Origin of the sequence: Herbiconiux ginsengi (assembly GCF_900107435.1) — a bacterium.
Lineage (GTDB): Bacteria > Actinomycetota > Actinomycetes > Actinomycetales > Microbacteriaceae > Herbiconiux > Herbiconiux ginsengi.
The window spans coordinates 561,960-584,998 of sequence record NZ_FNPZ01000004.1; the positions used below are offsets into that span (position 1 = coordinate 561,960).

Here is a 23,039-nt window from a genome sequence, read left to right on the forward strand (position 1 = left end):
AGCGATCAGCTGAGTGTCAGCGAATCGATGTTGAAACCGCCGTTCACCACGTAGACGTAGAGAGCGTGGTACCCGGCCGGAATCGTCACGCTGGTGTTGACCGTCGTGAAGATCTGCCAACCGGCCGTGGTCGAGGTCGACGTGTTCGGGATCGACGTGGTCGACCCGACCGTGTTGCCGACGGTGTCGAGGTCGTACCGCACCTGCCCGGTTGCGAAACCGGAGGCGGCACGGAGCCCTGCCGTGTAGGTCTTCGCCGTGGGGTTGAACACCACGAACTTCAGCCATTCGCCGTTCTCGGTGTTGCCGACGTCGAAGTTCCCGGAGCTCGAGATCTCGATGTCGGTGTCACCGCCCCGGAGGTAGCCGCGGTAGGGGTTCGTGAACGAGTTGCCGGCCGTCGCATCGTGACTGCCGGTGCCCTCACCTCCGGCGGCATACCACTCGGCCTCGATCTTCGTCGACCCCGAGGGGGCGAGGTCGAAGATCTTCGAGAACTCCACGGCGTGCAGGTTGAACCCGCCCTTGCCCACCCGCACGGTGAAGGTGTGCTTGCCCAACGGGAGACTGACGTTGTCGATGTTCACCGATTGCCAGGTCTGGGTTCCGCCGGTGTTCGGCACCGACTGCGTCGTGATCCACGGACGACCGTCGAGGTCGATGCTGAACGTGCCACCGGTGGTGTTGCTCGCGACCCGGGCGTGCAGGTCGTAGCGTCCGCTGACGTTCACGGTGCTGGTGTAGTTGAGCCAGTCGCCATCGGCGAGCCAGCCCACGTTGTCACCGCAGTAGCTGTCGCCCGTGCACACCTCCAGGTGGGTCGCATCGGGTCGGTACGTGGCATCCGTGCCCCCCGCGGTCGAGAAGTGGTAGCCCACTCCTTCGCCGCCGGTGTTGTAGTCCTGGGCGAAGACGTACCCCGGGATGCTGCCGGTGCCCGTGCTGAACCCGGCCGGAACGCCGGCCGTGACCGTCGAGCGGAACTGCTCGCCGGTGCTCGGCAGGGGAGTGACCGAGATCGCGTCGACCTTGGCCAGGTCGACGGATGACGCGAAGCCCAGGTTGAGCGTTCCGTCGGTGACCGCGAGGTCGAAACTGCGATCCAGCGCCTTGTCCTTTCCGCCCGCGGCCGAGAAGAGGTCGAGGTTGGCGATGCGCGTCGTGCCCTCGCCGGTGACGGAGAAGACGCGCTGGCCCGCAGCCGTGTGGAACGTCTCCGCCAGTTTCAATCCGACCCGGTAGCGACCCGCCGGTACGCCGAACGCGTAGCTGAAGCTCGCGCCATTGCGCTCCGACTGGTAGAGCGGGTCGTCGGCGCTGCCGTCGATGGCATGAGCGTTGACGGCGGTGCCGCCGCCCGTGAAGCCGGTGTCGGCGGTGTAGTCGTCGCCGTTGACGGCGCCCCAGGTTCCGGTGCTGCCCGCGATGACGTGATAGGTGTTGACCGAGGCCGACCACGTGAACGTGTTGGTCGAATGGGCGGCCACGGTCTGGGTGAACGTGCTCCCTGCCTCCCCGACCTTGATCGACTTGGCGCTGCCGGTGGTGTTCACGACCACCAGCACCTCCGAGCCATCGGGGTTCTTGAAGGCCGTGGACTTGATGCCGTCGTTCTGAACACCGCCGCTCGTTCCGATCCGGAAAGCTCCGGGGCGCACGAACTTCGAGAACTGCGCGAGCTCGTAGAACTTCGGCATGTAGCTCACGGTCGCAGCGCTTCCGCTGGTGTCGACGATCACGAGCGGTTCCTGAGCGTCACTGAGGCTCGAGAACGGACCGCCGGTCTGATCGAGCACCATGTTCCAGTAGATGTAGCCGCCTTCGCCAGCCAGCATCTCGTCGACGATCTCGCCGCCCCAGCGCTCGTCGCCCGGATAGTCGGCGGCGTTCGGGATGCCGAGGTCGGTGTGTTCGGACATCCAGGTGGAATACCCGGGCCGGGCCTCGTTGAACACCCCCAGGTTCGGTGCCGAGCAGTAGGTCTGGGGTGGGAAGTCGCATTCATAGGGGTGGAAGTCGACGCCGGCCACATAGGGAAGAGTTCCGGCGTTCGCCAGCATGTCGATGGGGAACGAGACCGTGTCGCGGTTGTGTTCGTAACCCCGGATGCGCGCCCCGATGCTGTCGCGCACGAAGGTCGGGCCGAGGTAGTCGGCGATGAACGCCGCCATCGACGCGGGGGTGTAGACGGTCGACTCGAACTTGGCCGGGTTGAGCGGCTCGTTCTGGATGCTGACGTCGTCGATGGTGATGCCGTGCGCCGCGTAGGCCTGCACATACTTGCTGAAGTAGTCCGCGTAGGCCTGGTAGTAGCGTGGGTCGGTCGACGGGGGGATGAGGCTGCCGCCGCCGATGAGGGAGTTGTTGTCCTTCATCCAGCCGGGCGCTGTCCAGGGTGACGCCATGACGCGGAACGCGCCATGGGTCTTCGCTGCCTGGATGTACGGGATCAGCGTCGCCTCGTCGTGCGCGACCGAGAAGTTCGCGAGGCCGAAGTCGGTTCCGCTCGAGACGTCGTCGTAGCTGTAGTGCGTGGGGGAGAAGTCGTTCGACCCCATCGCGGTGCGGGTGAGTGTGAATCCGGCGCCGGCGGTGGGGTTGAAGAGCTGGTCGAGAACGGCGTTGCGCTGAGTGGATGTCACGTTGCTGCGGCTCAGCACGTTCCAGCCGGCCTCGTTGAACGCCCCGCCGAAGCCGTCGATCGACTGGTATTGCTGGGTCGGGTCGACGAGGATGTCGGGTGCGCTCGTATCGGCCGCGAAGCTGAGGTCGCTCTTGGCGGTGAGGCGATCCCCTCCCTGCGACGTCTGCCAGTTGTGCACGGTCGGAGCGGCGTTCGCGGGCTGCGCCACGAGAGTGACGCTCGCTGCGACGAGGGCTGCAGACGCGGCTATGCCCGCGGCTCGAGCCAGAGGGCGATGAGACTGATACACGGATTCCCTTTCCAAACATCGTTGTCGATGCCGCGATTCTCCTTTACTTACTAACTTGTCTGCAAGTTAATTTCTCCCGAGCGTCAACTCATTCAACTACTTGGATTGCTAATGATTAGAAGGCCAAGTACTATCTGAGATATGCCCGGGCATCGGAGCCGGGGCCGATCGATTGCGAGGCATGTCATGTCAGTGACTGATAGGAATGCGTTCCAGCACATCGCGGAGAGCGTTTCAGATCTGTCGCCCGAGGAGTTCAAGGGCGCATTCCGCTCCCACCCCGCTGGAGTGGCGGTGGTGACTGCCCAGGGCGAGAACGGCCCTGCGGCAATGACGGTCAGTTCTCTGTTCTCGGTGAGCGCCGTACCTCCACTTCTGGTCTTCTCGGCTTCGGCGCTGTCATCCAGCACCGCCAGCATCCGTTCGGCCGAGACCCTCGTGGTGCATATGTTGACTTCCGATGACCTCGAACTTGCGCGTCTGTGCGCAACGAGCGGCGCCGATCGATTCGATGGCTCCATTCCATGGAGCCGCCTCGATACCGGCGAACCGTACTTCGAAGGGGTGAAGACGACGCTGCGTGGTCAGATCGTCAACCAACTCGATGCAGGCGCTTCGACCCTCATCATCGTGAAGGCTCTCGACGTGCGTAATCAAGGAGTGTCTGTCGCGCGCCCCCTCGTCTACCACAACCGAACCTGGCATGCGCTCGATGGTGCATCGACCATCGCCGGATGAACGAATTCATGCGTGCGGGCCACGGCCCGGACCAATCGAGTTAGCCGGCTGTCGACCCACACCCTCGCTCATCCGCGGTTCCAGCGGTCGAGTGCTTCCGTCAGCATTTCGAACGCCGACTAGGGCGGGCCCGAGCCCGCGGCGCGTGTCGCGTGCATCATCTCTCTGAAAGGAAACCCCATGACTGGACGCACCGTAGTAGTAATCGGCGGCACAAGCGGGATCGGACTCAAGCTCGCCCGAGGGCTGATTGACCGCGGCGACCGGGTTGTATTGACTGGGCGCGAAGAGGTCCGCGCCCGGGACATTGCCACCGAGTTGGGCCCGAAAGCCACCGGCATAGCACTGGATCTGGCCGACCCGCACTCGATCGCGCGCAGTCTCGAATCGGTCGGCACGGTGCACGGCCTCGTGCTCTCGGCAATCGAGCGCGACTCCAACACCGTGCGAGCTTTCGACATCGATCGCGCCGGACGCACCGCCACCATCAAGCTCGTCGGCTACCTTGAGGTTGTCCATTCGCTGGTCGACCGACTCGAGGCGTCGGTGGCCACCGGTATCGTGCTGTTCGGCGGCATCGCGCGCTATCGCCCGTATCCGGGTTCGCTCACGGTCTCGACCGTGAACGGCGGTATCGAAGGCATGGCTATCGCGCTCGCCGGCGAGCTGGCACCAATCAGAGTGAACGTGCTGCATCCCGGCATCATCGGCGACAGCCCGTTCTGGGCTGACAAGGCGGCGGCGCTCGAGGGCTACCGGTCCCGCACCCCCGGGGGCGAACTGGCGACCGTCAATGACGTCGTCGGAAGTGCACTGTTCTTGCTTGACAACACGGGTGTTTCGGACGCAACGGTGCACGTCAACCGCGCCACCCTATCCGCATGAACGGCGGGAGTCCCGCCCGTCGCTCGCAGCGGTCGGAGGGGCTTCCGCTTGCGCGTACGGATGGGCGGCGGACGTGCTGATCGCCGTACACATAGCTTCCTGGGGACTGGCGCGCTGTGCGCTCCTGCTCACCGACGATGGGGATGAACTTCGGGTGGAGGCAACTGGCCTCACATCCGAGCAAGTCGATTCTTGTCTGCGATCGGAGCGCGTCGGTCTCCTCATCGATGGCTCTACCGCGGCAATCGAGCCTGAGTGGCTGCTGATGCAACTCAGGCGGCGCGGATCACGTGTCGAGCAACTGCCAGCAACGGTAGATCCAGGGCCGGAGGGGCTTGTTCGCGCTGCAGTGTCCATGGAGACATGGCCCGCTGTCTCGCGCGGCGACGGAGGCCTGCACAGACCTCGCCGGTCGATGTGAGGTCTGGCCGAAGGGTGGGGGCTCAAGCGGCCGGCCGAGCGCCTCGGTGCGATTCTCATCGGAAGGACCCGTTCCAGATCGAACGTGAGGCACTTCCCGTCAGGTTCGGTGGCGTCATGCTCGACCGCGCCAGAGCAGAATCCGGCACGTGCAAGCTGCTGGATGGGATTGCGTAACAATGAACCTTCTCGAACTCGACGCGGCGCCGACGCGAGGCGAGATGCTCGTAGGGTCATTGGGCACCGGATACGACGGGCGCGGATAGGCAGGGGTCGGAGCCTCCTCGCATTGGCGAGGCCGGCGGGGTGTTCAGCGAGTGGGCCCTAGCAGATCGAAACCGGCAAGATGCATCCTTAGCTGAAGTTGCTCGCCGAGCTGGCCGCGCAACTAGGACTATCCGTGGGCTCCTTGCTGCACGCGGATGCCCCTCGCCTACGAGCAACGTACGTGGCGAGAGCAGGGTCGGTGCCGCTCGCGACGACCATCTCGATGCCCAAGGCGGCGGCGACCGCTTGCTGTGAGCGCCGGGCCGATCTACTTCGAAAGCTAATTATGTCAACCCGCTGTAGTATATGGCGCAATCGCGAACGATGAATGGAGCACTGTGGCAGAGACGCGGAACGCTGGGCCGATTCCCCCCACGGCGGATGTTCACGAGGGTGAGTATCAGCGCCTCCTTGGCGAGATGTATGCGCGCCACTTCCCTGAGGTGGACCCGGAACCCTACCTTCTCGGCGTGGCTGTGCAGCGGATGGCGGCGACGATGCGGCTCCAGATGGATGCTCGGGTCTACCAGCCGGCCGGTGTCTCGATTGCGCATGTCCGCATCCTGATCGCGCTCGCCACGGTGGGGTCCACGACGCCGAGCGAGTTGGCCCGCTTCACTCAGGTCAGCCCGTCCAGCGTATCCAGCGTGCTGCGGACCCTCCGGCGGAATGGCCATGTGGCGGTCGATAGTCCTGACGACAGTGCCGATGGCCGAGTGAAACTCGTCAGGATCCTCCCGGCGGGCGAGCGGGCGATGACCGAACTGATGAGCGAAATGACGGTGATCGAGTCGGAGTGGGCGTCTGTGTTGTCGGCGGTCGAGAGGCGCAAGCTGATCGCTATCTTGCGCACGATGGCCTCGGGAACGGAAGGCGTCGCGGGCGCGGTCTGACCGGTGACCATGCGCTGGATTGCAATTAGTACGCAACGACATAATCAGAGGTCAAATCGATTGACATCAAAGTTGTTTGCTGCTTAGGATCTCCTCGTGCCTCTGCGTAGGGGTGTGCAATCACAGGACTGACAAGGAGGTCAGCATGATCATTAGGAAGACTGCTCGCCCATGGGCTCTAGCGGCCGGCGCTGTCGCCATCGCAACCGCGCTCATCGGGTGCTCGTCGACGCCCAGCAGCACTCCGGGGTCGACTGGTGCGGAGATGCCCGCCGAGATGACGACGATAAAGGTCGGCATCCAACCCCCCAGCTCGTTGGCCTTCCTCCACCTCGGTGTGGAGCAGGGCTTCTTCGAGAAGCGCAACCTCGAATTGGAATTCACGGACATCGCCACGAGCGATATCGGCGTCACCAGTCTTCTCTCGAACACCATCCAGTTCGCCACGACCAACCCCGGCGTCCAGGCGTTGGCTGCCTCCCAGGGCATCCCGGTCAGCTGGGTCTCGGTCGCCCTGACCGGGCCAGAGGAGAGGGTTGATGACAACGTCGGACTGTACGTCAAGCCCGACAGCTCTTACCAGTCCTACGCCGACCTCGAAGGCGCGCGCGTGCAGGTGCCCTGCATCAACTGCATCAGCGACCTCTGGGTACGCGCCGCGGTGGAGAATGATGGAGGCGACCCAGATGCTGTCGACTTCGTAGTCCTCAGCAGCGCGGACGCCCTCCCCGCGCTCGAAAACGGCGACGTGGATGCCGTCCTTGCATTGTCGCAGTTCGTGCAAGCCGCCAACGCCGCGGGTTACCGTTCCCTCGGCGATCCCATGCTCGACCTCGCGCTCGCCCAGCCCGTCCTCGCCTTCGCGGCGAGCGACGCGTGGGCGAATCAGAATCTGCCGACGGTGCGCGCGTTTGCCGACGCTGTCACGGAGTCCGCCGAATTCGCCGACGCGAACATCGACGAATGGCGGGCGATCCTGCCCACGTACTACCCCCAGCAGGTCCCGGACGCCGCGACTGCCGCGACGATCAACGCGCACTGGAGCGGTTGCTTCAACCGGAAAGCGACGGAGACGCTCCTGAGTTATATGAACAAGTACGGCTGGGTCCACGACGTGACCGTTGACGACCTGTTCTACGACGGCATCGACATAGCCTTCTGCTGACTTTTCCGGCCGGACCCATCTGCTCGGGTTCGGCCGGGAAGGCTGTACCGCGAACACCGAACAGTTCCGGCTGGAAAGGGTCCTCAATGGCTGCCATTGCCTCCGTCGCGCACGTACGCGAAAACCGAACGAACTCCTGGAGATCCCTGCGACCCTACGTCGTCCCCATCACGTCGGTGGTCGTTTTCGCGCTCATCTACGAGTTCGCCATCTCCGGCGTGCTCGTCAGCGAGACCTACCTGCCCGGCATTCCGAGCATTCTGAACGCCTTGGTGGGAATCCTGCTCGGGCCGTACCTCTGGTCGGCTCTGGGCAGCACGATCGGGATCGCGTTCGGCGGCTTCCTGATCGGTGGCGGTCTCGGCATCGTCCTCGGGCTGGTGTCAGGGAGGAACCTCTACATCTACCGGGCGCTGCGATTCACGGTCGAGTTCCTTCGCTCCACTCCGGCCGTCGCGATGATTCCCCTGGTCGTTCTCATGCTCGGCCCCACGGACAACGCGCGCATCTTCTTGGTGGCCTTCACGGTGTTCCCGCCCCTCTACATTCAAGCCGTCTACGGTGTGCAAGACACCAATCCCGTGGCGATCGAGACCGCGCAGAGCTACCGGCTGGGGCGATGGGGCACCCTGGGCCGAGTGGTCCTGCCCAGCGCTGGGGGCTATCTCGCCACGGCCATCCGCATCTTCATCGTGATCAGCGTGCTCGTGTCCGTCTCCACGGAACTCATCCTTGGCGGCGGCTCCGGTGTCGGGTCGATGCTGCGCTCCTACTCCCAAGTCGGCAACTACCCCGCCATGTACGCGATGGTGCTGATCATCGGTGCTCTCGGGATGCTGCTCGTTTTCGCGATGAACTGGATCGAACGCATCGTGCTGTTCTGGCACCCCAGCCACCGAGAGGACGTGAGTTGATCGTGCAGCGCCGTCACGTCGCAACCGCCATCGAGATCGGGTCGCCCATCGTCATCGTCATCATCTGGTGGGTCGTGACCGCGATCATCCTGCCGCAGGCGTCGGCGACATCCGCGTTCTTCTTCCCCGACCCCGTCACGATCGCCCAGGCCTTCGTCAACAGCTTCCTCGGGCCCGGGTTGTTCGAGTATGTGCTGCCCACCCTGGGCAGGTTCCTCCTCGGCTACGGCTTCGCGGCCGTGGTCGGCATCGTGGGAGGCGTGCTGCTCGGCGTGCATCTGACCGCCAGGATGGCCGCGCTACCGTTCATCAACTTCTTCCGATCGCTCCCCGGGGTGACTCTCATCCCGATCGTCACGCTCTTCCTCGGACTGGGCGACTCGCAGAAGATCACTCTCGTGGCGATCGCCAGCGTGTGGCCCATCCTCATCAACGCGATGGACGGCACCCGATCGCTCGATCCCACCATTCGCGAGTCGGCGCGGGCCTACCGCATCACCGGGTTCGATCGCTACCGCTTCGTCCTGCTTCCCAGCGCCTCGCCGCAGATCTTCGCCGGTCTGCGGGTTTCGCTCGCGGTGGCGCTGATCGTGGCCGTCGTGAGCGAACTCTTCGGCGCATCTGGATCGGGAAGCGGAGCCGGGATCGGATTCTTCTTGGTCAACGCGCAAAGCAGCTTCAAGATGCCACAGCTGTGGGCCGGGGTGGTATTGCTCGGAATCGTCGGCTACTCGATCAACGGCATCTTCACTGCGCTGGAGAAGCGCGTGCTGGCCTGGCACCGCGGATCCCGCGCGAGCACTCTGGAGTAACGACCATGCATCATCTGACCGCACGCGACGCAGAACCCACAGACGCTGATTCTGCCCTCGTCGCCGAGCGGATCATGTCAGGCCCTGCCGAGCACGATGAGTCAAAGTACTTCATTGACAAACTATGAAATGTCTAACTAATCTCGGATAAAACGATTGGAACATCATGACGACAGAAGAGATCCCCGTACCGGGTACCGAGGCGTGGACGCCGGGCGAATGGCTGATCGACCCCACGCACAGCCAGGTGACGTTCACGATCCGGCACGCCCTGGTGGCTGTGCGATGCGCCTTCCTCGACTTCTCCGGAGCCATCACAGTGGGCGACTCGCCCGAAGACTCCGAGGTGCATGCCGAGATCAAGACGGCGTCCTTCACGAGCGGCTTCGAGTACCGGGACAACCGAGTGCGCACTTTCGACGATTTGCTGGCGTCGGGGAGCTTCCCCACGATCACCTACGACTCCACCCGTGTCACCGCGCTGGCCGAGCCAGACCACTATCGCATCGGGGGGGAGCTGACCGTGCTGGGCAAGACGCGCCCCGTCGATCTGCAGACCAGGTTCATCGGCGTCGGACGGGTGGCTGAGTACGGCACCCGGGCCGGGTTCATCGCACACACGACCCTCGACCGCCGCGACTTCGGGATGACCCGCGACACGAGCATCGTCGACTCCGTCAAGCCGCTGGGCGACGGCAACCGCCTGCTCGGCTGGACGATCGACGTGGAGATCAACCTCGAAGCAGTCCTCACCACCGACCCCGGCAAATACGGACTGGACCGCATCTCGGAGCCGGCGAAATGACCATCTCGGACAATGCGACCCGATTCGCGGGGAGCGCCGCCGAGCTGATTGGCAAGATCGATTCGTTCGGCGAACTGCTCGCCTCGACCACGCTCGAATCGGAGGCGCAAGGCAGGCTCGCCGAGCCGGCGCTGGCCGCGTTGCGTGAGAGCGGGGCGATGCACATGCGTGTGCCGGAAACACTCGGCGGCCTGGATCTGCCGATCGCGGACCAGATGGCCGTGCTGGCCCGCCTGGCGGAGTATGACTCGGCAAGCGCTTGGTGCACCATGGTGGCGAACAACGGCATCGGTGGGATGGCCCAGTTCATCTCCGACGCCGGTGTCGCCGAGATCTTCGCCGGTGACACCCCGCCGATCGGCGCGGCGGTGGCCGCAGCGACCGGAGTGGCCGTCACCGTCGAAGGAGGCTACCGGGTGACCGGCCGGTGGCGGTTCTGCAGCAACGTGCACGCCGCGGACTGGGTGCGCTGCACTGCGACAACCGACACCAGCCCCTCCGAAGATCTGATGGTCGTCGTTCCGCGCCGCGACATCCGGATACACCCCACCTGGAACGTGGTGGGTCTTCGGGGTTCGGGGAGTGCCGACTTCGAGCTCGTCGACGTCTTCGTGCCGACTTCCCGCACGGCTCCCGATCGAGAGCGCCGCCAGCTCCGGGGCCGCCACAACTACACGCGCGACATCGGAGGGGTGTTCGCGGTCTACGAGCACGCAGCCATCGCCATCGGGCTGGCGCGCCGAGCGATGCGGTTGCTGGCTCGATTGCTCGCCGAGTCTCCGGCGCGACGTGAGCGGGAGTCGGTGCAGATCGAGTTCAGCCGTCTCACCCTCGAACTGGAGGCCGCAGAAGTGCTGGCCTTCTCTGCCTTCGCGCGTGCCGACGATGACAGCGTCACCGATGAGGAACTCACAACGGCAGGGCTCCCCGCGATCGCGACCTACGTCACCGAGGTCGCTCAGCGTTGCGCCGCGTTCGCCGTCAAGCGCGCCGGCAGTCAGGCCCTCTTCCTGCCCAACGGCTTCGAGACCGTTGCTCGCGACATCACCGCAGCGCAGGTGCACGTGCTGGTCAGTGACCTGAACTACGCCCAGCACGGCGAGCACCTCCTGCAGGCGCAGGATCGCGCCTCACTCGTCACCGCGTAGTCGCAAACGCAGCAATCAACCAAGGAGAACCCCATGCTTTCCGTTGAGAACCTCTCGAAGACCTTCGAGAGCAAGTCCGGCGCGGTGAAGGCGCTCGGCCGCATTTCGTTCGTCGTCGAGCGAGGCGAGTTCGTGTGCATCGTCGGTCCTTCCGGGTGCGGAAAGACGACGTTGCTGCGCACGATCGCCGGCCTCCAGACAGCGACCAGCGGCGTGGTCACCCTGTCCGGACGGCGGGTCACACAGCCGCCGGAAGGCATGGCCCTGGTGTTTCAGGACTACCGTTCCTCTCTGATGCCGTGGCTGACCGTGCGGAAGAACCTGCTGCTCCCTCTGCGACACAAGAAGCTGGACAAGGCCGAGCGCTCCCGGCTGATCGAGGAGTCGGCGGCATCGGTCGGGCTGGGCGAGTTTCTCGATCACTATCCGTGGCAGCTCTCGGGAGGAATGCAGCAGCGCGTCGCCATCGCCCGCGCCATCGCGTACCGACCTGATGTCATGATCATGGACGAGCCCTTCGCCTCGGTCGACGCTCAGACCCGTGCCGACCTGGAAGACCTCGTGCTCCAGGTGCGACAGCGCTACGGTATGACGATTCTGCTGGTCACCCATGATGTCGATGAGGCGGTCTACCTCGCCGATCGGGTGGTCGTGTTGAGTTCACGGCCGAGCGAGGTCGTCGAGGAGGTGGCGATCGCCTTCCCGGGCCAACGGGACCAGATCGCCACAAAAGAACTGCCGGAGTTCGGTCACCTTCGTGCGCACGTGTTCCGGTCGGTGAAGGGCGTCTCCCAGGGCACGCCCACGCACGCTGGCGACCTGCCTGCGGCGAGTTGACGCGCGTGCGCATCGACGTCCACGCTCACTACTCGCCTTCCGCCTACTTCGACCGGATGGGCGAGCTCGGCGCGTTCGAGGAGATCCCGGTCTTCCAGATGCTGAAGTCGCTGTACCGGCCGGCCGAGCGGACCGCCGGAGCGCAGACGGGCCCGGATCGAGACGACATTGCCGGGCGGATCGCCGACATGGACGCGGGCCAGGTCGATCTGCAGGTGGTGAGTCTCGGAGCTGCGCAACCCTACTTCAGCGACCCCGCCCGGTCCGCGGAGGGCAGCGTTCTCGCGAACGATCTCGCAGCGGAGTTGACCGCGAAGCATCCGGACAGGTTCCTCGCCCTGGCCTCGCTGCCGCTGCCATTCGTCCGGGAGAGTCTGCGTGAACTGGACCGCCTGGACGAACCCGGATTCGCCGGCGTGTGCCTCGGCTGCTCGGCCGCGGGTATCCCGCTCGACGACCCGCATTTCGAGCAGATCTGGGCGGCCCTCGACGAACGATCGGCGATCGTGTTCCTCCATCCTGGCGCGGCGATCCACGGCATCCCCGGAGCGCGCGACCACCACATCGCGCCCGACTTCGTCAGTCCGGCAGAGATCGCCGTGGCGGCTGTCCGCCTGGTCGTGGCGGGTATCGTGCGGCGGTATCCCCGGCTGTCGATCGTGCTCGCGACCACCGGAGGTAGTCTGCCCTTCTTCGCGGCTCGCTTCGATCGGGGATTCCGTCAGCACGACTCGCAGCGCTACGCCGAATTGGGCGGCATCCTTCCGCATCTGAAGGAGTTCTACTACGACACCAGCGTGCTCGAGGAGCCTCTGGTGCTCTCGACGGCGGCTCAGCGCTTCGGCGCTGACCGGATCCTGCTCGGCAGCGACTACGCCCGTCCGGGCGTGACGTCAAGCGGGGCCGTGGCGCACGTGGAGCAGAACGGCACACTCGGCCCCGAGGAGAAGCGTCTGATCCTGAACGAGAATGCCCAGCGGCTGTTCCGGCGGCATCTGCTGCAGGGAGACCCCCGGTGACCGCCCGCCGTCTCCCCGCATCCGCGACCTCGCACTGCTGGTGAGGTTCCGGAAGCCGATCTGGAGCCGCACCGCCCGTTCGCAATCCGGATCGCCGAGACTGGATGGCGCACGTGAAGCGATTGCCCGGATGCCTGAGCTGGCGAGCGCGCGGACCCTGCGCTCAGTGCCGACTCCGCCGTCCAGCGCAGACGTCCCACGGAGCTTCACGCTCCTCCAGGAATGCTCCTTCGACGCCGCCACCATCGCCGATCGGCGGCCGGGGCCGTCAGCCTCGTTTCCTGACCGGAGGGCTTACCCGTCGAGCGCCGAGCGCACGGCGGTGGCCGATGCGATCAGGCGTTCGGCGACGGATGCGACTTCGCGATCGGTCGGCAGGTAGACGGCGGCGATGGCGGCGGGTCTCCGGCCTCGCAGCGCGAGCGGGACGGCGACGGCGTGCAGGCTCGGGATGACTTCGTTCTGGCTCTCGGCCCAGCCGCGCAGGGCAGCCATGTGCACTTCGGCCGCGAGTGCGGCATCCGTGCCCACCGGCCACGCGCCGGGGGAGAGCTGCGTGAGAATGGCCTTGCCGGGAGCTCCGACGGTGACCGGATGCCGCGTGCCCGGCCGCTGGGCCACGGTCGCCACGGCGTGACGCGGTTCGACGCTGGCCAGTGTCACGCACTCCTCGTGGTCGAGCACGACCAAGAAGCAGGTCATGCCGAGCTCGTTCGCGGCGGCCGTGAGTTCGGGCAGGGCCTCGGCCTGCAGGTCGTGCGCGACGCCGGAGGCCAGGGCGGCGAGGCGCGCCCCGAGGCGGATGCGGCCGCCGGCGTCTCGCTCGACGAGCCCGTGCTGTTCCAGGGTGCGGATGAAGCGATAGGCCACAGAGCGGTGCACACCGAGCTCCGCCGTGATGGCGTCGATGGTCAGTGGCACCCGCGCATCGGCGAGGATCTCGAGCACCCGGATGCCTCGGCTGAGCGTCTGGGACGGCGCGTCCGTCGAGGTGTTCGAGTCGTCGAAGATCTTCGGCATGAGGGTGCTCCCGTTGCTTTTCGTGTGGCGCTCGGATATCGTCAACTCAATATTAGAACGACGCGTTCGATAATAGAACACCCGTCGATGAAGACAGGCGAGGCACCCCCCATGCAGTTTCACCACCACGGCTACGTCTCCGGCGATCCGCGGATCAGTCCCGCGGCCGGCACCGGGATCGACCGTCCCGCCGAGCTGCCCGACGAGGTCGACGTGCTCATCGTGGGAGCGGGGCCGGCGGGCATGATCCTGGGGGCCCAGCTCTCGCAGTTCCCGGGCATCACGACGCGGCTGGTGGAGCGTCGGCCGGGGCGGCTCGCGATCGGCCAGGCCGACGGCATCCAGGCGCGCAGCGTTGAGACGTTCCAGGCTTTCGGTTTCGCCGGCCGCATCATCGACGAGGCTTACCGCATCACCGAGATGAGCTTCTGGGCACCGGATTCCGCCGACCCCACACGGATCGTGCGCACCGACCGCCCTGCCGACGACGCCACCGGCGTGAGCGAGTTCCCGCACCTCATCGTGAACCAGGCGCGGGTGCTCGACTACTTCGCCGAGGTGATGGCCTATTCGCCGAGCAGGATGACCCCGGACTACGGCCTCGAATTCCTGGGCATCGAGGTGGCCGACCAGGGGGAGTACCCGGTCACGGTCACGGTGCGCGAGAGCGCGGGCGAACGCGAAGGACAAGAGCGCACGGTGCGCGCGAAATACGTCGTGGGCTGCGACGGTGCCCGCAGCGGCGTGCGCGAGTCGATCGGCCGGCGGCTCGTGGGGCAGTCCGCGGCGCATGCCTGGGCGGTCATGGACACCTTGGCGGTCACCGATTTCCCCGACATCCGCACCAAGTGCGCCATCCAGTCGCAAGCGGGCAGCATCCTGCACATCCCGCGCGAGGGCGGGCACCTCTTCCGCATGTACGTCGATCTGGGCGAGGTCGCCGCCGACGACCACGGCGCCGTGCGTGAGACCACGGTCGAGACCGCCATCGCCAAGGCGAACCGCATCCTGCACCCCTACACACTCGACGTGAAGGATGTCGCCTGGTACAGCGTCTACGAAGTGGGCCACCGCCTCACCGACAAGTTCGACGACGTCCCCGCTGAGGACCAGGGCCGCACGCCCCGGGTGTTCATCGCGGGCGACGCGTGCCATACCCACAGCGCGAAGGCCGGCCAGGGGATGAACGTCTCGATGCAGGACGGGTTCAATCTCGGCTGGAAGCTGGCCTCGGTGCTCTCCGGGCGTAGCCCGGAGGCGTTGCTCTCGACGTACTCGGCCGAGCGGCAGGTGATCGCGAAGAACCTCATCGACTTCGACAAGGAATGGTCGACCCTCATGGCGAAGAAGCCCGAAGAATTCGACGACCCGAAGGAGCTGGGTGAGTTCTACGTGCGCACCGCCGAGTTCCCGGCCGGGTTCATGACCCAGTACCCGCCCTCGATGCTCATCGGTGAGGCGACGCATCAGGCGCTGGCCGCGGGGTTCCCGATCGGCAAGCGCTTCAAGTCGGCGCTCGTCGTGCGCGTGGCCGACGGCAATCCGATCCACCTCGGTCATCACCATCGCGCCGACGGGCGCTGGCGCCTCTATGCCTTCCCCGGCGTCGCGGCGGCCGGGCAAGGCGGGGAGCCGGCGTTCGCGCAGTGGGCGGAATGGCTGGCGGTCTCACCCGACTCGCCGGTGGTCGCGTACACGCCCACGGGCACTGACCGCGACAGCGTCTTCGACGTCAAGGTCGTCTATCCGCAGGTCCACACCGAGGTCGACATCGCCACCGTGCCGGCGATCTTCCTGCCCCGCGTCGGCCCGTTCGGCCTGATCGACTACGAGAAGGTCTACGCCGGGGCTCCCGGTGACGCCATCCACGACCAGCGCGGTATCGACCGGCGCGATGGATGTGTCGTGGTGGTGCGCCCCGACCAGTACGTCGCGCACGTGCTCCCCTTCACGGCCACGACGGAACTGGCTGAGTTCTTCGCCGGGAACATGCTCCGGCTGCCGGTGACGGCTCAGTAGCTGGTGCGCCCCGAATCGTCGGTGCCGGCCACGTAGCGATCGGCGAGGGCCTCCGAGGAGCGCGCGAGGAGTGCGACATCCGCGCCCACCAGGATGAACGAGGCGCCGGCGGCGAGGTAGCGTCTCGCCAGTGGTTCGGCGAAGGCGTTCACGCCGGCCGGCACCTCGTGCGCTCGGGCCACGGCGAGGCAGGCTTCGACCGCTGCCACGACATCGGGGTGGTCCTGCTGGCCGAGCACTCCCATCGACGCCGCGAGGTCGGAGGGCCCGATGAACACTCCCGCGAGGCCATCGACGTCGACGATCTCCTCGATGTTGGCCACGGCCTCGGCCGACTCGATCTGCACGATCACGGAGATGCGCTCAGCCGAGGAACCCAGGTAGCCGTCGATGCGATTCCAGCGCGAGGCCCGCGCGAGCGCAGAGCCCACACCGCGGATTCCCCGCGGCGGGTAGTGCACGCTCCGGACGGCGAGTTCGGCGAGTTCGGCGGTGTCGACCATCGGAATGAGCAGGGTCTGCGCCCCGAGGTCGAGGTATTGCTTGATCAGCACCGGATCGAGCACGGGCGGGCGCACCACGGGCAGCACCGGATAGCCGTGCACCGCCTGCAATTGCGCCAGCAGCGACTCGGGGGAGTTGGGGCTGTGCTCCGCATCGATCAGGAGCCAGTCGAGACCCGATCCGGCGCATAGTTCGGCGATCAACGGGCTCCCGCTGCACACCCACATCCCGGCCAGCGGCCGGTCGACCGTCGTGAGCGCTGCTGCGAAACCGTGATCCGGATTCACTGGAATCGGCACGTCACCACCCCCAAGGGGCCGTAGTCGGCGAACACCGTGTCTCCCGCGGAGACCCACATCGGGCGCGTGAACGAACCGGACAGGATGAGTTCGCCGGCCTTCAGCTCCTCGCCGTGGACTGCGATCTTGTTGGCCAGCCAGGCAACGCCCGTGGCGGGATTGTTGAGCACGCCGCCCGCCAGGCCGGTCTCCTCGATTCCTTCGTTGCGGTAGAGCATGGCGCCCGCCCAGCGGAGATCGATGTCGTCGGGCCGCACCGCCCGACCGCCCACCACCATCACGCCCATCGCGGCATTGTCGCTGATGGTGTCGACGATGGTGCGCCCGTCCATCTCGATCCGGGAATCGAGGATCTCGAGCGCCGGCACCACGTACTCCGTGGCGGCGAGCACATCGAGAAGGGTGCAGCCGGGGCCGCCGACATCGGCATTCAAGCGGAACGCCAACTCCGCCTCCACGCGAGGATGTGTGTAGACATCCCACTGCAGCACGCTGCCGGTCTCGAGCACCATGTCGTCGAAGATGATCCCGTAGTCGGGCTCGCTGATGCCGGTGGCCGCCTGCATCGCCTTCGAGGTCAGCCCGATCTTGTGGCCGGCGAGCCGGCGCCCGGCTTCTTCGTTGCGCCGCCGCCAGAGCGACTGCACGGCGTAGGAGTCCTCGACGGTCATATCGGGGTGGCGCGCGGTGAGCAGGGGTATCGGCACCCGGCTCCGCGCCGCCTCCACCAGTTCGTCGGCGATCGCCGCGATGGTCTCCGTGTCGAGCATGACGTCCTCGTCTCTCCGTGTCGCCGTGGGAACAATGGTCCCACGATCGAATGTCTTCCCATCGTCGATCTTATCGTATACGATCTAGTCCATGACGTACGAAGATCTCCCGTCGAGGGCTCCTGTGGCCCCGTACGATCCGACCGGTCCCGATCGGCCGGGAAAGATCATCGCGCTGCACCTCAACTATCCGAGCCGCATCGCGCAACGCGGCCGCACACCCGAGCATCCGTCCTACTTCGTGAAGCCGACGACCTCGGTCGCCCGCAGCGGCGAGATCGAACGCCCGCGGGGCACCGAGCTGCTCGCCTTCGAGGGCGAGATCGCTTTGGTCATCGGTCGTGCCGCGCGCGGCGTCGACCGGGCGGATGCGTGGAGCCATGTGGCCGCGGTCACCGCCGCGAACGACTTCGGCGTCTATGACCTCCGCTGGGCCGACAAGGGCTCGAACCTCCGCTCCAAGGGTGGCGACGGCTTCACTCCGCTCGGTCCGGCGGCGATCGATGCGCGGGCCGTGGATCCGAATGCCCTGCGCATCCGGAGCTGGGTCGATGGAGAGCTCGCGCAAGACGACACCACGGCCGCGCTCGTCTTCCCCTTCGAGCAGCTCGTCGCCGACCTGTCGCAACTCATCACCCTCGAGGCAGGCGACGTCATCCTCACCGGAACCCCCGCCGGTTCGAGCGTGGTCGTGCCCGGACAGGTGGTGGAGGTGGAGGTCGACGCGCCGGATGCGCCGGGTGCGCCGAGCACCGGCCGTCTCGTCACCCGTGTGGTTCAGGGTGACGCGGTGCCCGGCGCTTTCGGTGCCGGCCCGAAGGTCGACGATCTGCAGCGCAGCGAGGCTTGGGGGAGCGCGGAGGCGGCGGGGCTCGAGCCGGCTTGGCGGCTCACCGCTGAGCGGCGCGAGAGGCTCGCGTCGGTCGCCACAGCGACCCTCAGCGCGCAATTGCGCAAGCGTGGTTTCGACGACACGACGATCGACGGCGTGCACCCCCTCCATCCGGGCGAGACGATGATCGGCCAGGCGCGCACGCTGCGGTTCATCCCGGCCCGGCCCGACCTCTTCGCGAGCCACGGAGGCGGCTACAACGCTCAGAAACGCGCCTTCGACGGTCTGAACCCGGGCGACGTGCTCGTGATCGAGGCTCGAGGGGAGGCCGGCACGGGAACGGTCGGCGACATCCTGGCCCTTCGTGCCCGAGTTCGGGGAGCGGCCGGCATCGTGACCGACGGCGGCATCCGGGACATCGCCGCGGTCGCCGCTCTCGGCATCCCTGCCTACTCGAAGGGCGCCCATCCCGCCGTGCTCGGCCGCCGCCACGTTCCGTGGGAGGTCGACGTCACCGTCGCCTGCGGCGGGGCCGCCGTGCAACCGGGAGACGTGATCGTGGGCGACGGCGACGGAGTTCTCGTCATCCCGCCGCACCTCGTCGACGAGGTCGTCGACGCCGCCATCATGCAAGAACGTGAGGAGGAGTACATCGCCGCCCGGGTCGCCGAGGGTGAGCCGATCGATGGCCTCTACCCGATGAACGCGGCCTGGAGAGCGCGCTACGAAGCGGCAGCGGAGCAGGGACGGGAGACGACCGATGGCCAGTGACGCGCGTGACGACGCGCCGGTGACGTTGAGCAAGTCGGAGCGGGCGTACCTCTTCATCAAAGAGCGGATCGAGAACGGGAGCTATTCGCCGGGCTTCCGTCTCGTGCTCGGGCAGATCGCCAAGCAGCTCGAGGTGAGCGTGGTGCCCGTGCGCGAGGCCGTGCGCCGGCTCGAAGCGGAGGGCGCCGTCACCTTCGAGCGCAACGTGGGTGCGCAGGTTGCGATGGTCGACGAACGCGAGTACTTCTACACGATGGAGACCCTGGCGCTGGTGGAGGGGAAGGCCACTGCGCTCTCGGCTCCGTTCGTCTCCTCGCTCGACCTGATCGAGGCGCGCGACATCAACGCCGCGATGGTCGACTGCCTCCATCATTTCGAACCCCACCGCTTCACCGAGCTGAATCTCGAGTTCCATGCCGTGATCTTCGAGCACTGCCCTAATCCGCACATCCTCGACCTGGTGCATCGCGGCTGGAACCGGCTCGCACTCCTGCGCGACTCGACCTTCAGCTTCGTGCCCGGTCGTGCCCGGGAATCGGTCGAGGAGCACGAGCGGCTGCTGCAACTGATCGAGTCCGGGGCGGCGCCGCTCGACATCGAGCTCGCCGCGCGTGCCCACCGCACGGGCACCCTCGACGCACTCCTGAACCATCAAGCGAACCAAGGACGATGAGTATGACCATCCAGACCGACACCGCGCTCCAGCACGTTCCCGAGGGGCTGCCGGCGAAGATCCAGCACTACATCGGCGGCGCGCTCGTCGACAGCGTGGGCGGTGAGACCTTCGACGTGCTCGACCCCGTGTCGAACCAGAACTACGTCCAGGCCGCAGCCGGGCAGACGGCCGACATCGACCTCGCCGTCGCCGCGGCCCGCAAGGCCTTCGACGAAGGCCCATGGCCCACGATGCTTCCCCGCGCCCGGTCCCGCATCCTGAATCGCGTTGCCGACATCGTCGAGTCGCGGGACGCCCGTCTCGCCGAGCTGGAGTCGTTCGACTCGGGGCTGCCCATCACGCAAGCGCTCGGCCAGGCGCAGCGGGCGGCCGAGAACTTCCGTTTCTTCGCCGACCTGATCGTGGCGCAGACGGACGACACCTACAAGGTGCCCGGCCGTCAGCTCAACTACGTCAACCGCAAGCCGAAGGGGGTGGCAGGGCTCATCACCCCGTGGAACACCCCATTCATGCTGGAGAGCTGGAAGCTCGCGCCCGCGCTGGCCTCGGGCTGCACGGTCGTGCTGAAACCGGCCGAGTTCACGCCGCTCTCGGCCAGTCTCTGGGCAGACATCTTCCGCGAGGCCGGTGTGCCCGACGGTGTGTTCAACCTGGTGAACGGGCTCGGCGAGGAGGCCGGCGACGCGCTCGTCAAGCATCCCGACGTGCAACTCATCTCCTTCACCGGCGAGAGCTCCACCGGGCAGCTGATCTTCGCGAACTGCGCTCCCACGCTCAAGGGCATGTCGATGGAGCTCGGCGGCAAATCGCCCGCCGTGGTCTTCGCCGACGCCGACCTCGACGCTGCGCTCGACTCCACTCTGTTCGGCGTGTTCTCACTGAACGGGGAGCGCTGCACCGCAGGTTCCCGGATCCTCGTCGAGCGCCCCGTCTACGACGAGTTCGTGGAACGCTATGCCGCTCGCGCGAAGAACATCGTGGTGGGCGACCCCCACGACCCGAAGACCGAGGTGGGCGCTCTCGTGCATCCCGAGCACTTCGCGAAGGTGATGAGCTATGTCGAGATCGGCAAGAGCGAGGGCCGGCTCGTGGCCGGTGGGGGGCGGCCCGACGGGCTGCCGACCGGAAACTACGTGGCACCTACGGTGTTCGTCGACGTCGAGCCGGATGCCCGCATCTTCCAAGAGGAGATCTTCGGTCCCGTGGTGGCGATCACCCCCTTCGACACCGAAGAGGAGGCGCTGGCTCTCGCCAACGGCGTGAAGTACGGCCTCGCCGCCTACATCTGGACCAACGACCTCGAGCGTGCCCACACCTTCGCCCAGGCCGTCGACTCCGGCATGGTGTGGCTGAACTCGCACAACGTGCGAGACCTCCGCACCCCGTTCGGCGGCGTGAAAGCGTCCGGTCTCGGACACGAGGGCGGGTACCGCTCGCTCGACTTCTACTCCGACCAGCAGGCCGTGCACATCTCGCTCGGCCCGGTGCACACCGCGCGATTCGGCGCGGGCTCCTCCCACTGACCCGACCCGTAGAAAGACACTTCGATGACGAATGCCACGATCCCCACTTCCACGGTGACCCCTCCCGACATCCTGCGCTGCGCGTACATGGAGATCGTGGTCACCGACCTCGCCCGGTCACGCGAGTTCTACGTCGACATCCTCGGCCTCGTGGTGACCGAGGAGGACGAGAACTCCATCTACCTGCGCACCCTCGAAGAGTTCATCCACCACAACCTGGTGCTGCGGCAGGGACCGGTCGCCGCCGTGGCCGCGTTCGCATTCCGGGTGCGCAGCCCCGAAGACGTCGACCTCGCGGAGGCCTACTACGAGGAGCTCGGATGCCGCACCGAGCGTCGCCGCGACGGGTTCGTGAACGGCGTGGGCGACTCGGTGCGGGTCACCGATCCGCTCGGCTTCCCGTACGAGTTCTTCTACCAGGTCGACCACGTCGAGCGCCTCGCCTGGCACTACGAGCTCTACGGTCCGGGCGCCCTGGTGCGGCTCGACCACTTCAACCAGGTCACTCCGGATGTGCCGCGCGGTCGCAAGTACCTCGAAGACCTCGGCTTCCGCGTGACCGAGGACATTCAAGACGAGGACGGCGTCACCTATGCCGCCTGGCTGCGCCGCAAGGACACCGTCCATGACACGGCCCTGACGGGCGGCGACGGCCCGCGGATGCACCACATCGCGTTCTCGACGCACGAGAAGCACAACATCCTCTCCATCTGCGACAAGCTCGGCGCCCTGCGCAAGAGCGACCTGATCGAGCGCGGCCCCGGCCGCCACGGCGTCTCGAACGCCTTCTACCTCTACATCCTCGACCCCGACGGGCACCGCGTGGAGATCTACACACAGGACTACTACACCGGTGATCCCGACAACCCCGTCGTGACTTGGGATGTACACGACAACCAACGCCGCGACTGGTGGGGCAACCCGGTCGTGCCCAGCTGGTACACCGAGGCATCCTTGGTGCTCGACCTCGACGGCAACCCCCAGCCCGTCGTCAAGCGGGAGGACCCGACCGAGATGGCCGTCACGGTCGGAGCCGACGGATTCTCCTATACCCGCAAGGACGACATCGAGCACGGGTTCAAACTCGGCCACACCCTCTGAGGCGCGGGGTCCGAGGGCGGCGGCCACGGTCGTCAATCCTATCGGGGCGGCCCCCGGGCTCAGTTCTGGGGGAAGCCGAGGTTGATGCCGCCGTGGGAGGGGTCGAGCCACCGGGAGGTGATGGCCTTCTCCTGGGTGAAGAAGCGGAACCCGGCCAGACCGTACGCCTTGGAATCGCCGAAGATCGAGTCCTTCACCCCACCGAACGAGTGATATGCCACCGGCACCGGGATCGGCACGTTGATGCCGATCATCCCGACCTCGACCTCGTTCTGGAACCGCCTGGCGGCCCCGCCATCGTTCGTGAAGATCGCCGTCCCGTTGCCGTAGGCGCCGTTGTTGATGAGGTCCACGCCATCGTCGTAGGAGTGCACCCGCACCACCGAGAGCACCGGGCCGAAGATCTCGTCGAGATACACCTTCGACGTCGTCGGCACCTTGTCGATCAGGGTCGGGCCGAGCCAGAACCCGCCGGCCTCGCCGTCGACCTCGATGCCGCGCCCGTCGACCACCACGTCTGCGCCGTCGGCGGTGGCGACATCGATGTAGGAGGCGACCTTGTCGCGGTGCACCTCCGTGACGAGCGGGCCCATGTCGCAACCGCGCCGGCCGTCGCCGATCTTCAGGGTCGCCATGCGCTCCTTGATCTTCGCGACCAGTTCATCGGCGATGGGCTCCACCGCGACCA

General features: G+C 66.4%; 20 protein-coding genes. 15 read left to right on the plus strand and 5 right to left on the minus strand.

Annotated features, from left to right (window positions below):
- Positions 1–5 precede the first annotated feature (5 nt).
- Positions 6–2,852 (minus strand): carbohydrate-binding protein, encoded by a 2,847-nt coding sequence (locus tag BLW00_RS18945; RefSeq protein WP_175494383.1) that lies wholly within the window; start codon positions 2,850–2,852, stop codon positions 6–8.
- Positions 2,853–3,119: 267 nt separating this feature from the next.
- On the opposite strand from BLW00_RS18945, the gene BLW00_RS18950 reads away from it, so the two are divergent.
- The 10 genes from BLW00_RS18950 to BLW00_RS18995 all read left to right on the plus strand — a co-directional run bounded on the left by BLW00_RS18950 (position 3,120) and on the right by BLW00_RS18995 (position 12,836).
- On the plus strand, positions 3,120–3,671 hold the full coding sequence (locus tag BLW00_RS18950) for a flavin reductase family protein (protein ID WP_092557095.1): 552 nt from the start codon (positions 3,120–3,122) through the stop codon (positions 3,669–3,671).
- A 180-nt stretch (positions 3,672–3,851) separates the two neighbouring features.
- Positions 3,852–4,556 carry an SDR family NAD(P)-dependent oxidoreductase gene (locus tag BLW00_RS18955; protein WP_092557097.1) on the plus strand — a complete coding sequence of 235 codons (705 nt, stop codon included), beginning with the start codon at positions 3,852–3,854 and terminating at the stop codon, positions 4,554–4,556.
- A 1,025-nt stretch (positions 4,557–5,581) separates the two neighbouring features.
- Positions 5,582–6,136: a MarR family winged helix-turn-helix transcriptional regulator gene (locus BLW00_RS18960; RefSeq protein ID WP_092557099.1), complete on the plus strand. Its 555-nt coding sequence runs from the start codon at positions 5,582–5,584 to the stop codon at positions 6,134–6,136.
- A gap of 145 nt (positions 6,137–6,281) precedes the next feature.
- Positions 6,282–7,301, plus strand: coding sequence for an ABC transporter substrate-binding protein (locus BLW00_RS18965; RefSeq protein WP_092557101.1), 1,020 nt, complete (start codon positions 6,282–6,284; stop codon positions 7,299–7,301).
- A gap of 86 nt (positions 7,302–7,387) precedes the next feature.
- Positions 7,388–8,215, plus strand: a complete 828-nt coding sequence (locus BLW00_RS18970; RefSeq protein WP_092557103.1) for an ABC transporter permease — start codon at positions 7,388–7,390, stop codon at positions 8,213–8,215.
- Positions 8,216–8,217: 2 nt separating this feature from the next.
- Positions 8,218–9,027, plus strand: coding sequence for an ABC transporter permease (locus BLW00_RS18975; RefSeq protein ID WP_245741687.1), 810 nt, complete (start codon positions 8,218–8,220; stop codon positions 9,025–9,027).
- A gap of 166 nt (positions 9,028–9,193) precedes the next feature.
- On the plus strand, positions 9,194–9,832 hold the full coding sequence (locus tag BLW00_RS18980; protein ID WP_092557107.1) for a YceI family protein: 639 nt from the start codon (positions 9,194–9,196) through the stop codon (positions 9,830–9,832).
- Positions 9,829–10,980 (plus strand): acyl-CoA dehydrogenase family protein, encoded by a 1,152-nt coding sequence (locus BLW00_RS18985; protein ID WP_092557109.1) that lies wholly within the window; start codon positions 9,829–9,831, stop codon positions 10,978–10,980. The genes BLW00_RS18980 and BLW00_RS18985 overlap by 4 nt, the downstream gene beginning before the upstream one ends.
- Before the next feature lie 84 nt (positions 10,981–11,064).
- The gene (locus BLW00_RS18990) at positions 11,065–11,817 is read left to right on the plus strand and encodes an ABC transporter ATP-binding protein (protein ID WP_322788349.1); all 753 of its coding nucleotides are present in this window, start codon (positions 11,065–11,067) and stop codon (positions 11,815–11,817) included.
- A gap of 5 nt (positions 11,818–11,822) precedes the next feature.
- Complete coding sequence (locus tag BLW00_RS18995) at positions 11,823–12,836, plus strand: amidohydrolase family protein (RefSeq protein ID WP_092557113.1); 1,014 nt, start codon at positions 11,823–11,825, stop codon at positions 12,834–12,836.
- A gap of 294 nt (positions 12,837–13,130) precedes the next feature.
- On the opposite strand, the gene BLW00_RS19000 is transcribed toward BLW00_RS18995, so the two are convergent.
- Positions 13,131–13,856, minus strand: coding sequence for an IclR family transcriptional regulator (locus BLW00_RS19000; protein ID WP_092557115.1), 726 nt, complete (start codon positions 13,854–13,856; stop codon positions 13,131–13,133).
- A 111-nt stretch (positions 13,857–13,967) separates the two neighbouring features.
- On the opposite strand from BLW00_RS19000, the gene BLW00_RS19005 reads away from it, so the two are divergent.
- The gene (locus BLW00_RS19005) at positions 13,968–15,875 is read left to right on the plus strand and encodes an FAD-binding monooxygenase (RefSeq protein ID WP_092557117.1); all 1,908 of its coding nucleotides are present in this window, start codon (positions 13,968–13,970) and stop codon (positions 15,873–15,875) included.
- Here BLW00_RS19005 and BLW00_RS19010 read toward each other — a convergent pair.
- Both BLW00_RS19010 and BLW00_RS19015 read right to left on the minus strand, forming a co-directional pair.
- Complete coding sequence (locus tag BLW00_RS19010) at positions 15,869–16,678, minus strand: HpcH/HpaI aldolase family protein (RefSeq protein WP_245741684.1); 810 nt, start codon at positions 16,676–16,678, stop codon at positions 15,869–15,871. The genes BLW00_RS19005 and BLW00_RS19010 overlap by 7 nt on opposite strands.
- Positions 16,663–17,448, minus strand: a complete 786-nt coding sequence (locus BLW00_RS19015; protein ID WP_092557119.1) for an FAA hydrolase family protein — start codon at positions 17,446–17,448, stop codon at positions 16,663–16,665. Before BLW00_RS19015 ends, BLW00_RS19010 begins: the two co-directional genes overlap by 16 nt.
- 91 nt (positions 17,449–17,539) lie before the next feature.
- Between BLW00_RS19015 and BLW00_RS19020 the strand changes: the two genes are divergently transcribed.
- From BLW00_RS19020 to hpaD, 4 genes are read left to right on the plus strand one after another with little or no spacing between them, the layout of a single operon-like run.
- On the plus strand, positions 17,540–19,051 hold the full coding sequence (locus BLW00_RS19020; RefSeq protein ID WP_092557121.1) for a fumarylacetoacetate hydrolase family protein: 1,512 nt from the start codon (positions 17,540–17,542) through the stop codon (positions 19,049–19,051).
- Positions 19,041–19,724, plus strand: coding sequence for a GntR family transcriptional regulator (locus tag BLW00_RS19025; RefSeq protein WP_092557123.1), 684 nt, complete (start codon positions 19,041–19,043; stop codon positions 19,722–19,724). Before BLW00_RS19020 ends, BLW00_RS19025 begins: the two co-directional genes overlap by 11 nt.
- A gap of 2 nt (positions 19,725–19,726) precedes the next feature.
- On the plus strand, positions 19,727–21,250 hold the full coding sequence (gene hpaE / locus BLW00_RS19030; protein ID WP_092557125.1) for a 5-carboxymethyl-2-hydroxymuconate semialdehyde dehydrogenase: 1,524 nt from the start codon (positions 19,727–19,729) through the stop codon (positions 21,248–21,250).
- Between the two features lie 24 nt (positions 21,251–21,274).
- Positions 21,275–22,351 (plus strand): 3,4-dihydroxyphenylacetate 2,3-dioxygenase, encoded by a 1,077-nt coding sequence (gene hpaD / locus BLW00_RS19035; RefSeq protein WP_092557127.1) that lies wholly within the window; start codon positions 21,275–21,277, stop codon positions 22,349–22,351.
- A 59-nt stretch (positions 22,352–22,410) separates the two neighbouring features.
- Here the strand turns inward: hpaD and BLW00_RS19040 are convergent.
- Positions 22,411–23,039: aldehyde dehydrogenase family protein (locus BLW00_RS19040; RefSeq protein ID WP_139256801.1), on the minus strand; the 629-nt coding region annotated here is incomplete at its 5' end.